The organism is Halanaerobium sehlinense (assembly GCF_055379485.1).
The window spans coordinates 2,743,360-2,763,642 of the sequence record NZ_AP042442.1 but is presented as its reverse complement, the minus strand read 5'-3'; the positions used below and the strand labels follow the sequence as shown (position 1 = coordinate 2,763,642).

Below are 20,283 nucleotides of genomic sequence, written 5' to 3'. Positions count from 1 at the left end.
ATAAAGAAAAGGTGATGGAAATTAATATTTTAGTTGTTGATGATGACAGAGATATGAGGATGCTTCTAGAAAATTATTTAAAAAAGTTAGAAGTTGAAAAGATTAATTTCACAGATTCTGCTCAAAAAACTTATCATCTCTTAAATGTGGCTGATTTAAAAGCTGAGCCTAAAGTTGATTTAATAATTTTGGACATTATCTTAGGGGATGAAAATGGAATTGATATCTGCAGCAAGATAAAAGAAAATCCCGCCTATCAGGAGATTCCAATTATTATGATCACTGCTCAAAAAGAATCAGTATTTTTAAAAGATGCTTTTGAGGCAGGAGCAATGGATTATCTTAAAAAACCAATCCAAAAAATAGAGTTTATTGCACGAGTCAATTCTGCTATTAGATTAAGAAAAGAAACGAAAGCAAGAATTGAAAGGGAAAAAGAGCTGCTTAAACTATCAGAAGAACTAAAAATGGCCAATCAAAAACTGGAGAAAATGGCTCTGGTTGATGGTTTGACAGGTATTTCAAATAGACGTTTATTTGATAAAACTTTAAAAAATGAATTAAAAAGAGCCAAAAGAAAAAAATCATATATTTCTTTAATAATGATCGACATTGATAATTTTAAAGCCTATAATGACACCTATGGTCATCAGGAGGGAGATGAGTGTTTAAAAGAGGTTGCCTCTGTTTTAGATGAAAATACGAAAAGAGCAGCAGACTTTGCAGCCCGCTACGGTGGAGAAGAATTTGCAGTGATTCTTCCTCATACGGATAAAAATGGGGCCTTAAAAATAGCTGAAGATATTAGAAAAGGAATTATAAATCTGAAAATAGAGCATAAAAATTCTGATACTGCTGATTATGTAACTGTTAGTCTAGGGGTTAGCAGTATTAAAATTAAAACGAAGATTACTCAACACTTGATCAAAGCTTTTATTGAAAAGGCAGATCAGGCTCTCTATCAGGCTAAAGAAAAAGGAAGAAATCAGACTGTATATCAGAGTTTTAAATAAAGTATAGACTTCAAAAAAATGAAATTGCAGAGGAGTTATTAAAATGGCAAAAAATAAAGTTTATATTGATCCAGATCTTGAATTTTTAATTCCTAAGTTTTTAGAAAATAGAGAAGAAGATATAAAAAATTTAGAAAGATTGCTTAAGGAAGCAGAATATGATCAGATGAGAATTATCGGTCACAGCTTGAAAGGTTCTGGTGGTGGCTATGGTTTTGATTATTTAACAGAACTAGGAAGCCAGATTGAGAAAAATGCTGAACTAAAAAATAAGGAAAAGCTTAATAATTTGATCATAGAGTTAAAAAACTATCTGAATAATTTAGAAATTATCTATCAGGAAGAATAGAGGTGGCTATTTTGCCAAATTTTAATTTAGAAAAAGAATATGAGATTGTTTTTAATAATACACAGGATGCTCTTTTTATAATGGAAATAGATGAGAATAAAGATTTTCGCTTTCTTAAGTTAAATCCCACCCATGAAAATTTAACTGGTTTAAAAACTGAAGATATAGCCGGAAAAACTCCTGTAGAAGTTCTCGGAGCAGAAATGGGAGAAGTAGTAAAAGCCCGTTACCAAAAGTGCCTTGATCAGAAAAAGACTATCACTTATGAAGAAGTTTTGGATCTACCTGGGGGTAAAAAAGTCTGGTCAACCAAGTTGAGCCCTGTTTTTGAAGCTGGAGAAATCACTCATATTGTAGGTAGTGCCCGCAATATTTCGGAAAGAAAAAAGCTGGAAGAAGAAAAAAAGGAATTAAGCAGAAGATATAAACTAGCAACCAGTGCTGCAGAGATAGGAGTCTGGAAATTAGATTTAGATACTAATGAGATAATTTGGGATGAATATATGTTTAAGATTTATGAAACAGAAGAAGATAAAAGTTACTCTTATGAAGATTGGACTGAGCATATTTACTATAAAGATAAAGAAAAAACTACAAGAACATTTAGAGAAACAATCAAAAATAATGAGATTTTTAGTCATGAATTTAGAATTAAAACAGATACTGGTAAGGTTAAGTATATTAAAGCCTTTGGGAAGCCTATTTTAGAGAAGGATCAGCCGGTCGAAGTAATAGGAGTTAACTATGATATAACTGAAAAAGAAAAAGCTTTAAAAAAATTAGAGGATTATTCTAAAGAATTGAAATTAAAAAATATTGAATTGAAACAGGCTAGTTATAAGGCAAGGGAAGCATCTAGAGCAAAATCTGAATTTTTATCAACAATGAGTCATGAGATTAGAACGCCAATGAACTCGATTATTGGGATGGCAGAATTATTACAGGATACTAATTTGAATGAGCAACAGAAAAAATATGTTAATATATTTCAGAATGCTGGAGAAAGTTTATTAACTTTAATTAATGATATTCTTGATCTTTCAAAAATTGAAGCAGGAAAAGTAGAGCTTGAAAAAAAAGAGTTTAATCTAGTAAGAACTGTTGAAAACATCGCGGAGATGATTTCAGTTAGGGCCTACGAAAAGGGTTTAGAAATGCCGCTTCGGATTTCTTCTAAGATACCTGAATGTGTAATTGGTGATTCGGATCGATTTAGACAGGTCTTAATAAATCTGCTGGGAAATGCGGTTAAATTTACTGAAAGTGGTCAGGTTTTTTTAGATCTTAGAATTGATCCTGATTTTTCTGAAGCTAATAAGACTAAAGTGATTTTTGCTGTTAAAGACACAGGAATTGGGATAGCTGAAGAAAAGCAGGAAACTATATTTAATAGTTTTACTCAGGCTGATGCATCAAGCACCCGTAAATATGGCGGGACAGGACTTGGACTTACTATCTCCAAACAGTTAGTAGAATTAATGGGAGGAGAAATCTGGTTGAAGAGTAGTCCGGGTTTGGGGAGCACTTTTTACTTTTCGCTGCCGTTTGAGGTTCTTAATGAGGAAATTGAATATCTTGAAATTAAATCGCAGCAGTTTAATGACTTAAGAATATTAACTGTAGATGATAATTCAACAAATAATTTCATATTACAAGAAATAATGGCAGAAAAGGGGGCTGAAGTTGATACTGCAAGTAGTGGAGAAGAGGCTCTTGAGGTTTTAGCAGAAAGTATAGAAGCCGATAATCCATATCAAATTATTTTAATGGATAACTTTATGCCGAAAAAAAGTGGCCTGGAAATTGCAGCAGAAATTAAAAAGAAATTTAAAATAGATAATTTGCAGATAATCATTCTTTCTTCAGACTTTGAAAACAAATATCTAGAAACATATAAAGCCTTTATTGATGATTATATGATGAAACCAATCAGAAAAAAAGAATTATTTTCACTGCTGGAGAAAGCAGCTGTCAGAATTGTCAAAAAAGAAAAGAATAAAAAAATCAGCAGTATAGAACCTGAAAAAAGAAACCTTAATTTGGCTGAGCAAGAAAACAAAAAAATCCTGGTAGTAGAAGATAACCCTGATAATCAGTTTTTAATCAAAGCATTTTTGAAGAAAAAAGATTACCTGCTGGAAATGGCTGAAAATGGAATTGAGGGTCTAGAAAAATTCAAAAATAATGATTATGATCTGATTTTAATGGATATCCAGATGCCGGAAATGAATGGATATCAGGCGATCAATAAGATCAGAGCATGGGAAGCTGAAAGAAATATCGCTAAAACTAAGGTGATTGCTTTAACAGCTTATGCCCTGGATTCTGATAAAGATAGAGCTCTGCAGGAGGGTTTTGATGATCACCTGACTAAACCAATAAAAAAAGATAAACTTTTTAAAATGATAGATGATTATTTGAAATATTAATTTTTTATTAGGTCTTACGATTTAGATATTGATTAAGATACTGTAATATTTCATCTTTAATATATTCTATGATATAATTAGCTTAGTAGATGTCTGTTAATCTATTTAAGCTATTTTTTTTGTCCTTAGATTAAACCATACATATATTTTTCCGATTTTAACTATTAAAAATATTTTTCTGAAAGGAGAAAAATATGAGCTGCTCTTTTAAGATAGATGTTATTGATATGCCCGGAGTAACAAGCCGCCTGCTTAATCTGGTCGATGATTTGAATATCAATTTGATGGCTATGGAGGTAGTTCCGGGGAAGATTTATATTCGAGTTGGCGAACTGCCAGAGTGTGAAAAGGTAAAAAGAGAAGAACTGCTTATTGAATTAGAACGCTTAGATTTTGTAAAAGAAGTATCTGATATAGAATATATGCCGTTTGAGGTTAAAGAGCAGGAACTAAAGACTGTTATGAATAATCTAAAAGAAGGAATTGTTGCTATCGATAAATATGGGAAAATCAGTACCATGAATAAGTCAGCTGAGGTTATCTTAAATGTTTCATTAAAAAAGTCAATTGGAAAAGATATTAGAGAAATTTTAGATTCAGAGAGGCTTCCAATAATTGAGAGTTTAAAAAAGAAGAAAAAGATAGAAAATGAAGAAATCTTGATTGAAGGAGATTATGGTAAATCTCACTATTTTACTACAACCACCCCAGTTTTTGATGAAGATAATAATTTGATTGGAGCAGTTGCTTCAATGAAAGATATTGATGAAGTAAGAAAACTATATAATACAATTCACGAAACTCCTAAAATTGAATTTAATGATATAATTCATCAAAGTGAAAAGATGGATCAGCTAATAGAATATGCTAAGCGATCAGCCAAAAATGATTCAACAATATTTATTCGTGGAGAAAGCGGAACTGGAAAAGAACTGTTTGCTAGAGCAATATATTCTGCTAGTTCCAGAAGTCAGGAACCTTTTGTGGCAGTAAACTGTGCTGCTTTACCTGATTCTTTATTAGAGAGTGAACTTTTTGGTTATGAGGAAGGATCATTTACCGGTGCCAAAAAAGGCGGTAAACAGGGCCTTTTTGAAATTGCTGATAAAGGCACTATATTCTTAGATGAAATTGGAGAAATGTCAGCACATCTGCAGGCAAAACTTTTAAGAACCCTGGAACAAAATCAGATTAGAAAAGTTGGTGGAGACCAGGTTATTAATATCGATGTGAGGGTTATTGCTGCAACAAATAGAAAGATTGAAGAGATGATCAGGGAAAACAAGTTCAGAGAGGACTTATATTACAGACTTAATGTGATTCCAATAATTATTCCTCCTTTAAGAGAAAGAAGAGAAGATTTATTTGCTCTAAGTAAATATTTTATCTGGAAGATTACTAATAAAATGAGAATTCCTAATAAACATTTAAGTCCAGCAGCCAAAAAAAAGATTATGACTTATGATTGGCCGGGAAATGTACGTGAACTTAAAAATGTTTTAGAAAGAGCAATTAATTTTGTTTCATCATTAGAGATTACTGCAGATGATATAATATTTGATAGATTAAAACTTCAAAATAACAATTATTTAAATAGAGAAGCTGGAGATTATAATGAAAATAGTTTACTAAAAGGTAATTATGTCGATATTAAAGAAATTTCTTCAATTAAAAAAATGGTAGGTGAATTAGAAAAACTTGTAATAGCTCATACTTTAGATGAAGAACAGAGTCTGCGCAAGGCTGCAGAGGTACTTGGGGTTTCTCATACTACTGTTCTAAATAAGGCTAAAAAGTATAATTTGAAATAAAACTTTCCATTCGGAAAGATAAGTTTACAGCATTATTATCGCTTAAAAGAGAGATAAACAGACATAATTAATTGTAATCTTGTTTAATTAAATTTTTGTGGCTGTAAACATTTATTTACGTTGTTCTAAATTTTAAAACAATTTATACTAATTTTAAAGTTGACAATTAAATCATTATAATTACAAAAAAATAATTTCAGGTTATAATTACTGTCATTACAGCGATTTCAAAAAAAGATTTCCTGATTATTAAATTGTGGCACACTAATTGCATTATAATATGAGTGAAAGCAATTTAATAAAAAAGTTTTATTTAAATTTAAATTAATTACAGGAGGTTTTTATTTTGGAAAAGAAAGATTTAGGGAAATTAGGTTTTCAGTCACTTTGTTGTCATGCAGGTCAGCATGCGGATCCACAGACAGGTGCTCACAACACACCTATTTATCAAACTTCAACCTTTGCTTTTAAAAATGTACAGGATGGAGCAGACAAATTTGCTGGAGAAAAAGAAGGTTATATTTACACAAGGCTTGGCAACCCAACTCAGAGTGCTTTAGAAGAAAAAATGGCAGCTCTAGAAGGTGCTGAAGCAGCTATTGCAACAGCTTCTGGTATGTCAGCAATTTCTGCATCTGTAATGGCTATTGCTTTTGCTGGTGATCATATTTTAGCTCATGACTGCCTATATGGATGTACTCATTCTTTGATGGAAGAAATTTTACCTAGATATGGAATTGAAGTAACATTTGCAGATTTATCTGACTTAGATAATGTAGATGAATATATGCAGGATAACACTAAACTTGTTTATCTAGAAACACCTTCAAATCCAACTCTAAACTTAGTTGATATTGAAGAAATTAGCAAAAAAGCTCACGCAGCAGGAGCAAAAGTAATTGTAGATAATACTTTCATGACTCCTTACCTGCAGAATCCATTAGCTTTAGGTGCAGATATGGTTGTTCACAGTGCAACAAAGTATATTGGCGGCCATGGTGATGCTATTGCTGGTATTATCGCTGGTGATGCGGAAATGTTAGCTGAAATCAGAATGACTACTCTGAAAGATTTTGGTGGAATTATCAGTCCATTTAACGCCTGGTTATTACTAAGAGGCCTAAAAACTCTTCCAATTCGTGTTGACAAGCATACAGAAAATGCAATGGAAGTTGCTGAATTCTTAGAAGCTCATGATAAAGTAGAAAGAGTATTCTATCCAGGTTTAGAAAGTCATCCTCAGCATGACTTAGCTAAAAAGCAGGCATCTGGTTTTGGTAGCATGATTAGTTTTGAGTTAAAAGGTGGCTATGGTGCAGGTGAGAAAATGATGAACAATGTTAACCTAGCAACTCTTGCAGTTAGTTTAGGTGATGTTGATACATTAATTCAGCACCCAGCTTCAATGACTCATGCTCCAGTACCACGTGAAGAAAGATTAGCAGCTGGAATTACAGATGGATTAGTTAGAATTTCAATTGGTATTGAAGATGTTGAAGATATTATTGCTGATTTAGACAACTCTTTATCAGTCTTAGCTGAGGTTGAAGAAGAAAACTTAGCAACAGTATAAGTTCAAAATAAGCGATCAAATATAAGTTATTCAAATTAAGATTTAAAAATAAAAATCACTGTATAAGATAGGTCCTCCTGAAAAACGGAGGATCTTATAAGGAGATAATACTCAGAAAATTTTAAAAACAAATTTAACGGGGGTTAAGTATAAATGAAAAATAAAGTTGAAAAACTAGATAAAGGAAATCCTGTTGCACTAATACCTTTATTTGTCTTTTTAGTCTTATATTTAGGGATGGGTATTTACTTCTCTATGCAGGGAGTGGAAATGGCATTTTACCAGTTTCCTGCTCCAATTGCTGCTTTAGTCGGAATCGTTGTTGCATTTTTTATGGCCTCAGGTTCAATGGAAGAAAGAGTGTCATCTTTTGTTAAAGGTGCTGGAGAAAATAATGTTATTATAATGTGTATGATTTATCTTTTGGCTGGAGCTTTTTCAGCTGTTTCTCAAGCAGTAGGTGGAGTAGATGCAACTGTTAATTTAGGTCTGTCAATTATTCCATCTCAGTTTTTACTGCCAGGATTATTTTTAATAGCAGCTTTTATTGCTACTGCTATGGGTACTTCAATGGGAACAATTGGAGCTGTAGTTCCAATTGCTGTTGGTATTGCCTCTAAAGCTGCACTACCATTACCATTAACTATCGGTGCTGTTATTGGTGGGGCAATGTTTGGTGATAACCTGTCAATTATTTCTGATACTACAATTGCTGCAACTCAGACCCAGGGTGTTGAGATGCGGGATAAGTTCAAAATGAACCTTTTAATTGTTTTGCCAGCTGCTATCCTTACTTTAGTATTCCTCTTTTTTGCAGGAGATACAGCAGTTCAGGCTTCTCAATATTCATATGAACTTATTAAAGTAGTTCCTTATATTGCTGTTTTAGTTTTTGCCTTAATTGGTGTCAATGTTTTTATGGTTTTATTTGGTGGAATGCTTTTGTCAGGTTTAATTGGTATTATATTTGGTGATTTTACTTTTATTGCAATGGCTCAGGAAGCATATGCTGGTTTTAATAGTATGACAGAGGTTTTCTTCTTATCCATGTTTGCTGGTGGTTTAGCAGCGATGATCCGGAAAGAAGGCGGATTACAGTATCTGATTTATGCAATTTCCAGTCGAATTAAAAGCACCAAGGGTGCAGAACTTGGAATTGCAGCCTTAGTTAGTGTTACAGATGTTTGTACAGCGAATAATACAGTTGCTATTATCATCAGTGGACCACTCGCTAGGAACATAGCAATCGAAAATAATGTTGATTTAAGACGTAGTGCCAGTCTTTTAGATATTTTTGCCTGTGTCTGGCAGGGAATAATACCATATGGAGCTCAGATCTTATTGGCAGGTTCATTAGCTGAAATTTCTCCGATACAAATTATTCCTAATCTGCATTACAATTTCTTGGTTTTAATTGCGGGACTCTTAGCAATTTACTTCGCTTTCCCAAGTGCAGATAAACTATTTGCTGAAAAAGCACCGGCACAGCAAAAAAATAGTGCATAATTAAAATGCAGGTTTAATTCAAAAAACATATAAATAAAAGTTAAGTGGAATAAAAATAGGTGGAGCTGCAATTTAGCTTTAGAAATTAACTTAAAAGTTATAATTTCTGAGCATTGGCTCCACCTTTTTGATATTATATTAACTTAAAAAATATTATTTTATTTCTTCTTTGTGTAAAAGCATCTCATCCAGGCTGTCACCATCAACAACCATTGGAAACATTGTTTCTTCTTCTTCCATTATAAAATCAAGTAGATATGGCTGTGGACTGTTGATTGCTTCTTCAATTGCTGGTCTTATTTCCTCAACCTTCTCAATTCTGATTGCTTTAAAATTACCAAAGGCCTCAGCCAACTTAACAAAATCAGGGATCATTTCTTCCGGACAATTTTCTCCTCCGGCAGAACAGTCAGGGGGGCAGGAAACATCCTTTCTCAAACAGGTTGAAAAGTAATTTTTATCCTGATAAACTTCCTGGAGCTGTCTGATCATACCCAGTTGTTTATTATTAAAAATGACCACATTCACCGGTAGATTTTGTTTAGCAATTGTCGCCATATCCTGCATGTTCATCATAAAACTGCCGTCTCCAGCAATAGCTATTACTTTTTTATATGGATTGCCCAGTTGAGCTCCAATAGCAGCTGGGAAACCAAAGCCCATTGTGCCTAAACCACCTGAAGAAATGAAAGATCTTGCTTCAGTATATTTATAATAATGGGCTGCCCACATCTGATGCTGTCCTACTTCGGCAGTAATAATTGTGTTTGTTGGGCTGACATTATAAATTTCTTCCATAACCTGGCGGTGAGTCAGCTTACCTTTTTTAGGCTGATATGCCTTCTTATGATGCAGATCACGCCATTCATTAATTCGCTGCATCCACTCTGGATGTTCGTTTTCAGTAATTTTTTGATTTAATTCCTCCAGTACAATTTTAACATCTCCTACAATTGGAATATCAATGTAGAGGCGTTTACCAATTTCAGCAGGATCAATATCGATATGAATGATCTCAGCATTAGGTGCAAATTTATCAATTTTTCCGGTTACTCGATTGTCGAATCTTGCTCCAACTGCAATTATCAAATCAGCATTATGTATTGCCTTATTTGCCTGAGTTGTTCCATGCAGGCCTAACATTCCCAAACTTAATGGGTTTGTGCTGTCAAAAGAACCCAGACCCATCATGGTTGTTGTAACTGGAATTCCACTCTTATTCGCTAATTCTCTCAGTTCCTGACTTCCATTTGAATTGATTACTCCTCCACCAGCGTAAATTACGGGAGTTTTTGCATTGTTTATAGCTTCAGCAGCTTTTTTAATTTGAAGGCCGTGTCCTTTTTTAGTCGGATTATATCCCGGTAAATAAACTTTGTCGGGATAGTTAAATTCTGCAGTCTGCATTAATATGTCTTTTGGCATATCAATTAAAACTGGACCTGGTCTGCCTGTTTGGGCAATATAGAAGGCTTCTTTAATAGTTTCAGCAAGATCATTAATATCCTTAACCAAATAATTGTGTTTAGTTATTGGAGCAGTGACACCTCTAATATCTGCTTCCTGAAAAGCATCGGTACCTATGGCAGACATTGGTACCTGACCTGTAAAAGCGACAATTGGAATAGAGTCCATATTAGCTGTGGCAAGACCTGTAACCAAATTAGTACCTCCAGGGCCAGATGTTGCTAAGCAAACTCCAGCTTTGCCGGTTGATCTAGCATAACCACCTGCCGCATGGATAGCTACCTGCTCATGGTAAGGCATTACAAATTTTATTTTTGATTTACGAAACTCTTCAAAAATCGGTAAAACGGCTCCTCCAGGGTATCCGAAAACTAATTCTACCTGCTCGCGACTCAAAGACTCAATAAAGATTTCAGCACCTGACAGTTTTTTCATAATTTCAACTCCTCTTAATATTTAGATTATAATTTTTAAAAAATATAAAAAACCTCTCATCGCAAATAACAGCCTAAATCTATTATTTGGGACGAGAGGTTTAATCACGTGGTACCACCCTAATTCACTATTAATGAAGTTAATAGCCTCAATAAGTACTTTTTAAATAAAATAGTACTTCAGCATAAGATAACGGATGCAAAACTTATCCGATAAGACTTACTTGATTCAGCCTTACTGTTCAAGGATGAGAGTAATAATAAAATAGATACGGCTTCCAGCAAATACCGATTCTCTGTCATCATATATTTATTATTCATTTCCTATCATAACATTTGCAATAATTAAATTGTATGAATAAAAGTATAATAAATTATTTTCCCCTTGTCAAATTAAAAATTGTTAATTTTAAAAAAGGTGAATTTTTTCTTAAAAAATAAAGGAATTTTCTGAAGAATGAAGAATTAATAAAATAGATACAAAAGTCGACAGTATACAGTAAACAATATTTTGGGGAGTGGTTAAGATTAAAAATATTAAAAACATGTTTTTTAACAGTATCAAATTTAAGTTAACTATTGTTTTATTATTAATTGCTTTAGTTCCACTGGGAATAGTTAGTTATTTTCAGATCAGAAATGTTGAAAATATGATAGAAGATTCTTTTGTTGAATCAACTAAACGTGAAGTTTCTCAAGTTGATAATGCTATCAATCTATATTTCGAGCAGTTGAAAGCAAATACTAGATTTTTAGTTCAAAACGAATACATAAAACAGGTCGATAATAATATAACAAAGTACTTAACTAATCAGAATGATAGTTTAATGATGACTCCATCTGAAAATGGTGGTGTAGAAGAAGATATTTATTATTTATTTGATGATTTTGCTAAAACCCATCCTGAGGTTTCGTATATTTACATTGGGACCAAACATGGAGGAATGATTCAACATCCTGAAGGAGTGGTTGGCAGTAATTATGACCCACGGGAAAGGCCTTTCTACGAAGTAGCTCTAAAAAATGAAGGTCAAGTTGTTTTAACAGAACCTTACTACTGGGCTGCAGATGATACGATTAATATTGGAGCCGTATCAACCTTTAATAACATTGATGGAGAATTTATGGGTGTTTTAGGAATCGATATTGGCTTAAATAGTTTAACAAATTTAATTAAAGACATTACTATTGGTCAGGAAGGTTTTATAATTTTAGCTGATGATCAGAATAATATTCTGGCACATCCTAGAGATGCTTCTCTGACATTTGAAAACATTTCAGAATTAGAGGTAGAAGGGTTAAGCAGTAATTTAGACCAGGACTCAAAATCTTTTGAAGCAGTAATGAATGGAGAAGAGTATTTGTTTAATACTTATAAATCTGACAATACATCCTGGAACTTTATTTCTGTAATTCCAAAAAGTGAGCTGGAAGCTCAGATAAATCAAATGTATAAACAGATAATCACAATAATTATTGGTTTATTAATTTTAATTTCCCTACTGGCTCTATTTATTTCCAAAAAAATATCTGACCCAATTATAGAAGCCACCAATTTCTCTAAAGAAATTGCTGCTGGAAACTTAAATGCCGAAAAAATTAGAGTTAAAGGAAATAATGAGCTTTCAATTTTATCTGAAGCTTTAAATGAGATGCAGGAAGATCTAAGAGATATGATATCCCAAATCAATAATATTGCTCTTGATTTATCATCATCAAGTGAAGAGTTAAGTGCATCTGGAGAAGGTTTAGAGAATTCTGCAGAAAAAGTTGGAGAATCAATCGAACATGTTGCTTCTGGTGCTGAAGAGCAGTCGGCTCAGACCGAAGAAAGTACTGCAGTTGTAGCAGAGCTGAGTAAAGAAATTGACAATATTGATAAGATGTCCAAAAATATGAAAACGGAAACTAAATCGGTTATGGAAAATATAGAACAGGGTAGTGTATCAATGGATACTTCTATCGATCAGATAGAAAGTGTAAACAAAAATACTGCTGAAGTCTCAGATAGCATTGGTGAACTTGGAGTTTTATCTGAAGAAATTGGAAATATAGTTAATTTAATAAATGGAATTGCATCTCAAACAAACTTACTAGCTTTAAATGCGGCAATAGAAGCTGCTCGAGCTGGAGAGGCCGGGAGAGGATTTAGTGTTGTAGCTGATGAAATCAGGAATTTAGCTGAAGAATCATCTAAGGCTACTGAAAAAATTGAGGTATTGATTAAAGATATTCAGGAAGGTGTAAATAATTCTGTTAGAAAAATGGATGAAACTGAAGATGTTGTAAAAAGCAGTGTAGATGTTATAGAAAAAACTAAACTTTCTTTCGATAAGGTTAAAGAAGTTTCAATGAAGTTAAGTCAGATAATTGAAAGCATAGATTTGAAGACAGATAAAGTTAATACTAAGGGTAAAGAGGTAGCAGAAATAATTAATCAAATTGCTGCTGTAAGTGAAGAATCAGCCCAGAGATCAGAAGATGTTGCATCTTACAGTCAGGACCAGCTTAACTCTACTAAAGAAGTAGTTCGTTCAGCAAAAAGTTTGGCTGAAACTGCAGATAAGCTGACAGAGACTGTAAATAAATTTAATCTGTAAACTAATAGATTTTGAGGAGGAGATTTTTTGTCATTTAAAAATCTTCATCATATTAAAAGAGCATTTAGGGAGACAGATGTTATCTGTATCATTGACAAAAATGCTAAGATACTTTATTACAATAACTATAATGATATTCATAATAAACTAGGTACAGAGGAGGTTGTTGGCAAACCGTTTTTAGAAGTTTATCCCTGGCTTGATTATGAAACCAGTACTGCTTTGAAGGTGCTGAAAACGGGAGAAGCTATTGTTAACCAGGCCCAAGTTATGAAACTAAGTGATGGAACAGAGGTTAATGCTATTAATACAGCTTTTCCCTTGAAAAATAAAAATGGTATTCTGGGAGTTGTATTTTTATCTTATGATATTAATACAATGATTAACACTTCCGAGGTAGAAGCGGTAAAAAAAAGAGGCCACAGTCCCGGGTCAAAATATAAATTTTCAGATATAATAACTAAAAATGCTGAAGTTATGCGTATCATTGCTCAGTTAAAAAAGGCTGCAGAGTATAATTCTAATATTCTAATCTATGGAGAAACAGGAACAGGTAAGGAGTTATTTGTTCATTCAATCCATAATGCAAGTAATAGAGCTGCAAAGCCTTTTATCTCTCAAAATTGTGCAGCTATACCTGAAAACTTAATGGAAAGTTTGTTTTTTGGAACTACTAAAGGAAGTTTTACTGGTTCGGAAGAGAAAAAAGGACTATTTGAACTGGCAAATGGAGGGACAATTTTTCTTGATGAGATCAATTCAATGCCTACTTCTCTTCAGGCAAAGCTGCTCCGGGTAATTGAAAACGGTAAAGTTCGCAGGATTGGTGGAAAAAAAGAATATAAAACTGATGTGAGAATTATTGCCTCTACAAATGAAAAAATTGAGGATCTGCTGGGCTCAAAACGTTTTAGAAAAGATTTATATTATCGGATGAGTGTAGTGAATATAGAGATACCTCCATTACGAGAAAGAAGAGACGATATTCAGGTTTTATGTGATCACTTTATATTAGATTTTAATCAGAAATTTGATAAAGAAATTAGAGGGATAGACACAAGAGTCGAAAAAGTTTTTTTGAGTTATGAATGGCCTGGAAATGTTAGGGAATTCAAAAATTGTATTGAAAGTGCATTTATTAGTAACACCAAAGGTAATAAGATTAGACTTGATGATATACCGAAATATATTTTAGATAGAATTGATTCGAGTCTGGATGACAGAGAAGGTAATTTATTTTTTGAAGATGATCTGTCTTTAAAAAATAATGTCCAAAAACTTGAAAAAAGGCTTATTTCAAGTTCTTTGGAAAAAGCTGAAAACAACATTACTCAGGCAGCAGAAATTCTTGATATATCAAGGCAGTCTTTATATCATAAAATAGAAAAATATAACCTTAATTATTAAAACAAAAATAATCTGCAGTGTAATTTATTTTTACAACTGTAGATTATTTTTACGTTGACTTCAAAAAAAGAGCTTAAATTGATTGAAAATATTGAAATTTAGCCTTAAAAAGCTCTTTTTAGGCTTAAAAACATAGTTTTTTCGGCATAGATCTTGCAATTATATTATAGTGAGTGCAAAAAATATAAGGAGGATCAAAATGACGAAAAATTATGATAGTTTATTTGAACCACTAACAATTTCTGATTTAGAAATTAAAAATCGAATAGGAATGGCGCCTATGGCTGCCTCGGGCTTAATTAATTCTGACAATGCTTTTGACCAGAGGGCAGTTGAGTATTATGTCGAGAGAGCAAAAGGAGGAGCGGGTTTAATAATAACAGGTGGTGTTGAAGTCGAAAATACAATTGAACAGACCCATACCGGTATTTTTCAAAATATTTCAACAAACCCAACCGCTTTTAAGCTAACAGCCAGTGAAATGGTGGAAAGAGTGCAGGCACATGGGGCTAAGATATTCCTGCAGCTGACTATGGGATTTGGTAGGTCACTATTTTTAGATTTAGTAGACAGCCATCCGGTTGCCCCTTCAGCTGTAGCTCACTTCAGTCAGCCTGAAATCACCTGTCGGAAACTGCAAACAGAAGAGGTAGAGTTCATGATCCAAAAAATGATAGATGCTGCAGCCTTAGCAAAAGACATTGGTTTTGATGGGGTCGAAGTGCATGCGATGCATGAAGGTTATTTAATTGATCAGTTTGCGCTATCATTATTTAACAATCGGACTGACAAATATGGTGGTAATTTGAGAAATAGACTTCGGGTAGCCACTGAGATTGTTGAGGGGATTAAGAAAAAATTAGGCAGCAATTATCCGGTTATTCTACGTTATGGAGTAAAAAGCTGTATTAAGGATTTGCACCAGGGGGGCTTGCCTGGAGAAGATTATCAGGAAAAAGGAAGAACTTTAGCAGAAGGTCTGGAAGCAGCTGCAATACTTGAAGAAGCTGGTTATGATGCTTTTAATGCAGATTTAGGTTCATATGAAGCTTTATACTGGGCTCATCCGCCAGCATATATGGATCACGGCCTATATTTACCCTATGTCCAAAAATTAAAAGAAGTAGTTGATGTTCCAATTTTAACTGCCGGTAGACTTGATGATCCAGAACTTGCAGCTCAGGCGGTTGGAGAAAGACAGATTGATATGGCTTTAATTGGTCGCGGTTTATTAGCTGATCCGGAATGGCCAAACAAGGTTAAATATCAAAAATTAGATAAAATTAGACCCTGTTTAGCCTGTCATGATGGCTGTATGGGAAGATTGGAAAGCGGGAAGAAAATGTCATGTGCAGTTAATCCAGCCTGTGGACGTGAAACAGAATATGCTGTAGGCCCTGCTCTGACAGAAAAACAAATAATGATAGTTGGTGGCGGAATAGCAGCCATGGAAGCTGCCAGAGTTAGTGCTTTAAGAGGTCATGAGGTACAGCTTTATGAAAAGAATAATTATTTAGGTGGCCATTTAATTGAAGCCTCTGTACCTGATTTTAAAAAAGATGAAAGAAAACTTATTGACTGGTACAAAAAAGAGTTAACAGAACTCGGAGTTATTATTAATTTAGAGCAGGAGGTAGACCAAAAATTAATAGCAGAATTGTCTCCTGATGAAGTTATAATAGCTGCCGGTGCTAAAGCAAATATTCCACCGATTGCTGGAGTCGATCAGGAAAATGTAATAACTGCCTGTAAAGCATTAATGAATGAAGATCAAATTGGAGAAAAAGTAGTAATTTTAGGTGGAGGCTTAGTTGGAGTAGAAACTGCTGTCTGGTTAGCCGAAAAAGAAAAAGAATTAACAATTGTTGAAATGATGGATGATTTATTGGATAGTGTTTTTGTTTCTCATGCCAACTCAGATATGTTAAAAGATCTGGTGGACTTCCATGAAATAGATGTTAAAACAGGAAGCAGTATTTTAGAAATAGATAAGAATACTGTAAGCGTAATATCTAAAAACTTTAGCAGAGAAAATATCGAAGCAGATACAATTATAATTGCCGCTGGTTATAAGGAAAACAAAGAATTATACCAGCAGGTTAAAGATATGAATCTTAAAGTTAATTTAATTGGTGACTCTAAAAAAGTTGCAAATATTATGTATTCAATTTGGGATGCTTACGAAGTAGCAAAATCTATTTAAAAAATACTGGAGGAATAAAAAATGAATAATAAATTTATTGGAACAGATGCGATTATGAGAAGAGCAATGCTTAAAGGCTGTGGTTTTGATGATGCTGATATTAAAAAGAAACCCCATATTGGAATTGTTAATACATATAACGAAGGTGCACCGGGCCATGCCCATTTAAATGGAATTGCAGAAAGTATTAAACAGGGTGTTTGGGCGGCAGGTGGAGTACCGGTAGAATTTGGGGCTCCTTCAACTTGTGGTGATATGATTGTAGGAGAAGAAGAATTAAAATATGAGCTGGCCGGAAGAGATGTGGTAGCAATGGGAGTAGAATATGTTTCTACTGTTCACCAATTTGACGGATTAATTTTACTGGCCAGCTGTGATAATATTATTCCAGGTGTAATGTTGGGGGCGATTAGAGTTGATGTGCCTTCGATAGTTATTACTGGCGGCTCAATGCTGACCGGTGAATATCAGGGAGAAGAAGTTCTACCGTCTGATGTAGGTGTGATGACAATGGGCAAAGATGCTGACAGCCAGAAAGTCAGAGATATTGAAAATATAGCCTGTATGTGTCCTGGGGCCTGTTCGACAATGGGAACAGCCAACAGTATGCAGATTATGACAGAAGTATTAGGACTTAATTTGCCAGGAACAGCAACTATTCCTGCAGTATATGCTGACAAAAAAAGAGCGGCCAGATTGGCAGGGAAAAGGATTGTTTCTATGGTAGAGGAAGATTTAAAGCCAAGTGATATCTTAAATAGAGAAATTTTCTTAAATGCTGTCAAAACAAATATCGCCATGGGGGGATCGACAAATGTAATTCTACACCTATTAGCTCTAGCAAGAGAGGCCAAAGTAGAATTAACAATGGATGATTTTGCAGAGTTTGGAAATCAACTACCTTGTATCTGTGGAGTTAAACCATCTGGTAATTATTCAGTTGTAGATTTCCATAAAGCAGGAGGTGTACCTGCATTATTAAAAGAATTAGAAGCATACTTAGACTTAGATGTTTCTACTATAACCGGCCAAACTATTGGAGAAATTATTGCTGAAGCTAAAAACATGAATCCAGAAGTAATCAGACCTTTAGATAATCCCATTAATGCTGATGGTGGTTTAAAAATTCTAAGAGGTAATTTGGCTCCAAATAGTGCTATTGTCAGATCATCTTCGGTACCAGAAAGTATGAAAAAATTCACTGGACCAGCAAAGGTTTTTAACCGTGATCAAGAAGGAGTTAAAGCAATTAAGGAAGGTAAAATCGAACCAGGAGATGTAATGGTAATTCGCTATGAAGGGCCAAAAGGAGCTCCGGGAATGAAAGAAATTATGTTGAGTACAGATGCTTTAGTCGCATACGGGTTGGATGAAAGTGTTGGGTTAATAACTGACGGCAGATTTTCTGGTTTTAATCACGGCCCAATCATTGGTCATGTTACCCCAGAAGCTTATGCTGGAGGTCCACTTGCCCTGGTCAAGGATGGAGACATAATTTCTGTTGATATCAAGAATTCGACTTTAGATATTAAGCTTAGTGAAAAAGAATTAGCTGCAAGAAGAGAAAAATGGCAGCAGCCCGAAGCAAAGGTTAAACAGGGCATGATGCATATTTATGCTCAAATGTGTAAATCAGCTGATCAAGGAGCAGGAATGACTATTTAGTATAATATCACTAAACTAAAAATATTTGAGGGGGATTTAAAAATGATATATCATGCAAATAGAGCTCAGGACAATTATGGTGAGGTTATTGGAATTTTACTTTTAGACTTTAAAGCACCTTTTATCCCTGGAGATGTTGGAAATGCAAGTACCTATAATTATCCGGTCAGATATAAATTAGTTGAAGGACTTACTTTTGACAGATTATTTAATAAAGATCAAACTGCCTTAGATATCTTAATTGAAGCTGCTAAAGATTTGGAAAAATCAGGTGTGAGAGCGATAACAGCTGATTGTGGATTTTTTGCCCTTTTCCAAAAAGAGGTTGCTGAAGCAGTAGATATACCGGTCTTTTTATCAAGTCTTTTGCAGGCTCCATTTATTTCTTCAATAATTGCTAAAGACAAAAAAGTTGGGATTATTAGTGCCAAATCTGATAGTTTAGATGATGACAGCTTTTTAGACTCAGTAAATATTGAACGAGAAAGAGTTGTGATTCGCGGAATGGAAAACAAAGAAAATTTTTATAAATTCGGAGTCCTCGAAGAAGGTTATTTAGATACTGAAAAGATAGAACAAGAGGTTTTAGATGTAAGCAAAAAAATGATTGCAGAAAATCCTGAAATTGGAGCGGTTTTATTAGAATGCAGTATGCTTCCTCCATATGCTAAATCAGTGCATCAGTCACTTTCACTTCCGGTCTTTGATTTTATAACAATGATTGATTTCGTTAAATCTGCCTTAGTAAAAAAGGAATATCAGGGAGTTTTTTGAAATAGAATATAAATATAATTCACAGGAGTGGTAATTAATGGATCCGTATTATAAAGGAGCAATATTTGCTTTATTTTCTGCAGCTGGTTTTGGAATGACACCGGTTCTAGCTGTGTTTGCTTATGACGGGGGAGTTAGTGTTTATTCACTTTTATTTTTAAGATTTATGATGGCTGCTTTAGTTTTGTTTTCATATATCTTTATTAATAAAAACGAAATTAATCTTGGTATATCAGATCATTTAAAACTATTTGTGCAGGGAGGAATAATTTATTCAGTCTTTAGTATCTGCTATTTTTCTGCAATATCAGTTATTTCTCCTTCTCTGGCGGTATTGTTATTTTATACCTATCCAATTATTGTAGCATTGCTTTCGTTTTTAATAAATGGTGAAAAGATAACAAAAAGAATAGTATTTTCAATTATTGTTTCTTTTGCTGGTTTAATAATGTTATTTGGAGAGAATTTTAACAATCTAAATAAAATTGGAATTTTACTGGCTCTAGGAGCATCAATTTCCTATAGTGTATATGCGATATATGGAAGACATATTTTAAATACAATTCCTCTATCAGTTACAACTGCTTATATTTGTATTTTTGCAGCTTTTACTTTTTTAGCTGCAGGGTTATACCAAAATAAGCTTGATTTTAACTTCACTCCTGTTAGCTGGATTTATGTTGGCCTAATTACTTTGATTACTGTCGGCGGTTTCTTATCATTTTTTGCTGGAATTAAACTTACCAGTCCCACAATTGTATCAATTTTGGGAATGACAGAACCAATTATGACAATTGTTTTGTCTTTTGTTATTTTTTCTGAACAATTTACTTTAATTCAGATTATGGGTGTAGGCCTTGTCTTGACAGCATCTACGCAGGTTTTATTTAAAAAACAGAAAAAAATATTAAAAAAATATTAAAAAAAAGAAGGATATTTTGAATTGGCAGAGAATTATAAATATAAGAGATTGTCGACAGATGACTGTATATTGTTGTCAATTGTTTGAAACTTATAAAAATCAAACTGAATTACTAAATAATTTTCAGTTA

Annotated in this window: 13 protein-coding genes and 1 other annotated feature; of the genes, 12 read left to right on the top strand and 1 reads right to left on the bottom strand. The window is 33.6% G+C overall.

What is annotated here, in order from left to right:
* Positions 1-14 precede the first annotated feature (14 nt).
* From ACZ446_RS13420 to ACZ446_RS13395, 6 genes are all read left to right on the top strand, one after another.
* On the top strand, positions 15-1,013 hold the full coding sequence (locus ACZ446_RS13420) for a diguanylate cyclase (RefSeq protein ID WP_464393051.1): 999 nt from the start codon (positions 15-17) through the stop codon (positions 1,011-1,013).
* A 43-nt stretch (positions 1,014-1,056) separates the two neighbouring features.
* Positions 1,057-1,362, top strand: coding sequence for an Hpt domain-containing protein (locus tag ACZ446_RS13415; RefSeq protein ID WP_464393050.1), 306 nt, complete (start codon positions 1,057-1,059; stop codon positions 1,360-1,362).
* Positions 1,363-1,364: 2 nt separating this feature from the next.
* Positions 1,365-3,791 (top strand): response regulator, encoded by a 2,427-nt coding sequence (locus tag ACZ446_RS13410; protein WP_464393049.1) that lies wholly within the window; start codon positions 1,365-1,367, stop codon positions 3,789-3,791.
* Between the two features lie 194 nt (positions 3,792-3,985).
* Positions 3,986-5,602: a sigma 54-interacting transcriptional regulator gene (locus ACZ446_RS13405; RefSeq protein WP_464393048.1), complete on the top strand. Its 1,617-nt coding sequence runs from the start codon at positions 3,986-3,988 to the stop codon at positions 5,600-5,602.
* Positions 5,603-5,948: 346 nt separating this feature from the next.
* Positions 5,949-7,175 (top strand): methionine gamma-lyase, encoded by a 1,227-nt coding sequence (megL, locus tag ACZ446_RS13400; protein ID WP_464393047.1) that lies wholly within the window; start codon positions 5,949-5,951, stop codon positions 7,173-7,175.
* A gap of 153 nt (positions 7,176-7,328) precedes the next feature.
* Positions 7,329-8,681 carry a Na+/H+ antiporter NhaC family protein gene (locus tag ACZ446_RS13395; RefSeq protein ID WP_464393046.1) on the top strand — a complete coding sequence of 451 codons (1,353 nt, stop codon included), beginning with the start codon at positions 7,329-7,331 and terminating at the stop codon, positions 8,679-8,681.
* 153 nt (positions 8,682-8,834) lie between these two features.
* Here ACZ446_RS13395 and ilvB read toward each other — a convergent pair whose 3' ends face one another.
* Complete coding sequence (gene ilvB / locus ACZ446_RS13390) at positions 8,835-10,583, bottom strand: biosynthetic-type acetolactate synthase large subunit (RefSeq protein ID WP_464393045.1); 1,749 nt, start codon at positions 10,581-10,583, stop codon at positions 8,835-8,837.
* 84 nt (positions 10,584-10,667) lie between these two features.
* Positions 10,668-10,922: a binding site (T-box leader), on the bottom strand.
* 205 nt (positions 10,923-11,127) lie between these two features.
* Here ilvB and ACZ446_RS13385 point away from each other — a divergent pair.
* From ACZ446_RS13385 to ACZ446_RS13360, 6 genes are all read left to right on the top strand, one after another.
* Entirely contained in the window at positions 11,128-13,182 is a 2,055-nt protein-coding gene (locus ACZ446_RS13385; protein WP_464393044.1) for a methyl-accepting chemotaxis protein, read from the top strand.
* A gap of 27 nt (positions 13,183-13,209) precedes the next feature.
* Entirely contained in the window at positions 13,210-14,589 is a 1,380-nt protein-coding gene (locus ACZ446_RS13380; protein ID WP_464393043.1) for a sigma-54 interaction domain-containing protein, read from the top strand.
* A gap of 199 nt (positions 14,590-14,788) precedes the next feature.
* On the top strand, positions 14,789-16,792 hold the full coding sequence (locus tag ACZ446_RS13375; protein WP_464393042.1) for an oxidoreductase: 2,004 nt from the start codon (positions 14,789-14,791) through the stop codon (positions 16,790-16,792).
* Positions 16,793-16,813: 21 nt separating this feature from the next.
* On the top strand, positions 16,814-18,457 hold the full coding sequence (ilvD, locus tag ACZ446_RS13370) for a dihydroxy-acid dehydratase (RefSeq protein ID WP_464393041.1): 1,644 nt from the start codon (positions 16,814-16,816) through the stop codon (positions 18,455-18,457).
* Positions 18,458-18,499: 42 nt separating this feature from the next.
* The gene (locus ACZ446_RS13365; RefSeq protein WP_464393040.1) at positions 18,500-19,231 is read left to right on the top strand and encodes an aspartate/glutamate racemase family protein; all 732 of its coding nucleotides are present in this window, start codon (positions 18,500-18,502) and stop codon (positions 19,229-19,231) included.
* Positions 19,232-19,268: 37 nt separating this feature from the next.
* Entirely contained in the window at positions 19,269-20,153 is an 885-nt protein-coding gene (locus ACZ446_RS13360; protein WP_464393039.1) for a DMT family transporter, read from the top strand.
* The last annotated feature ends 130 nt before the right edge of the window (positions 20,154-20,283 follow it).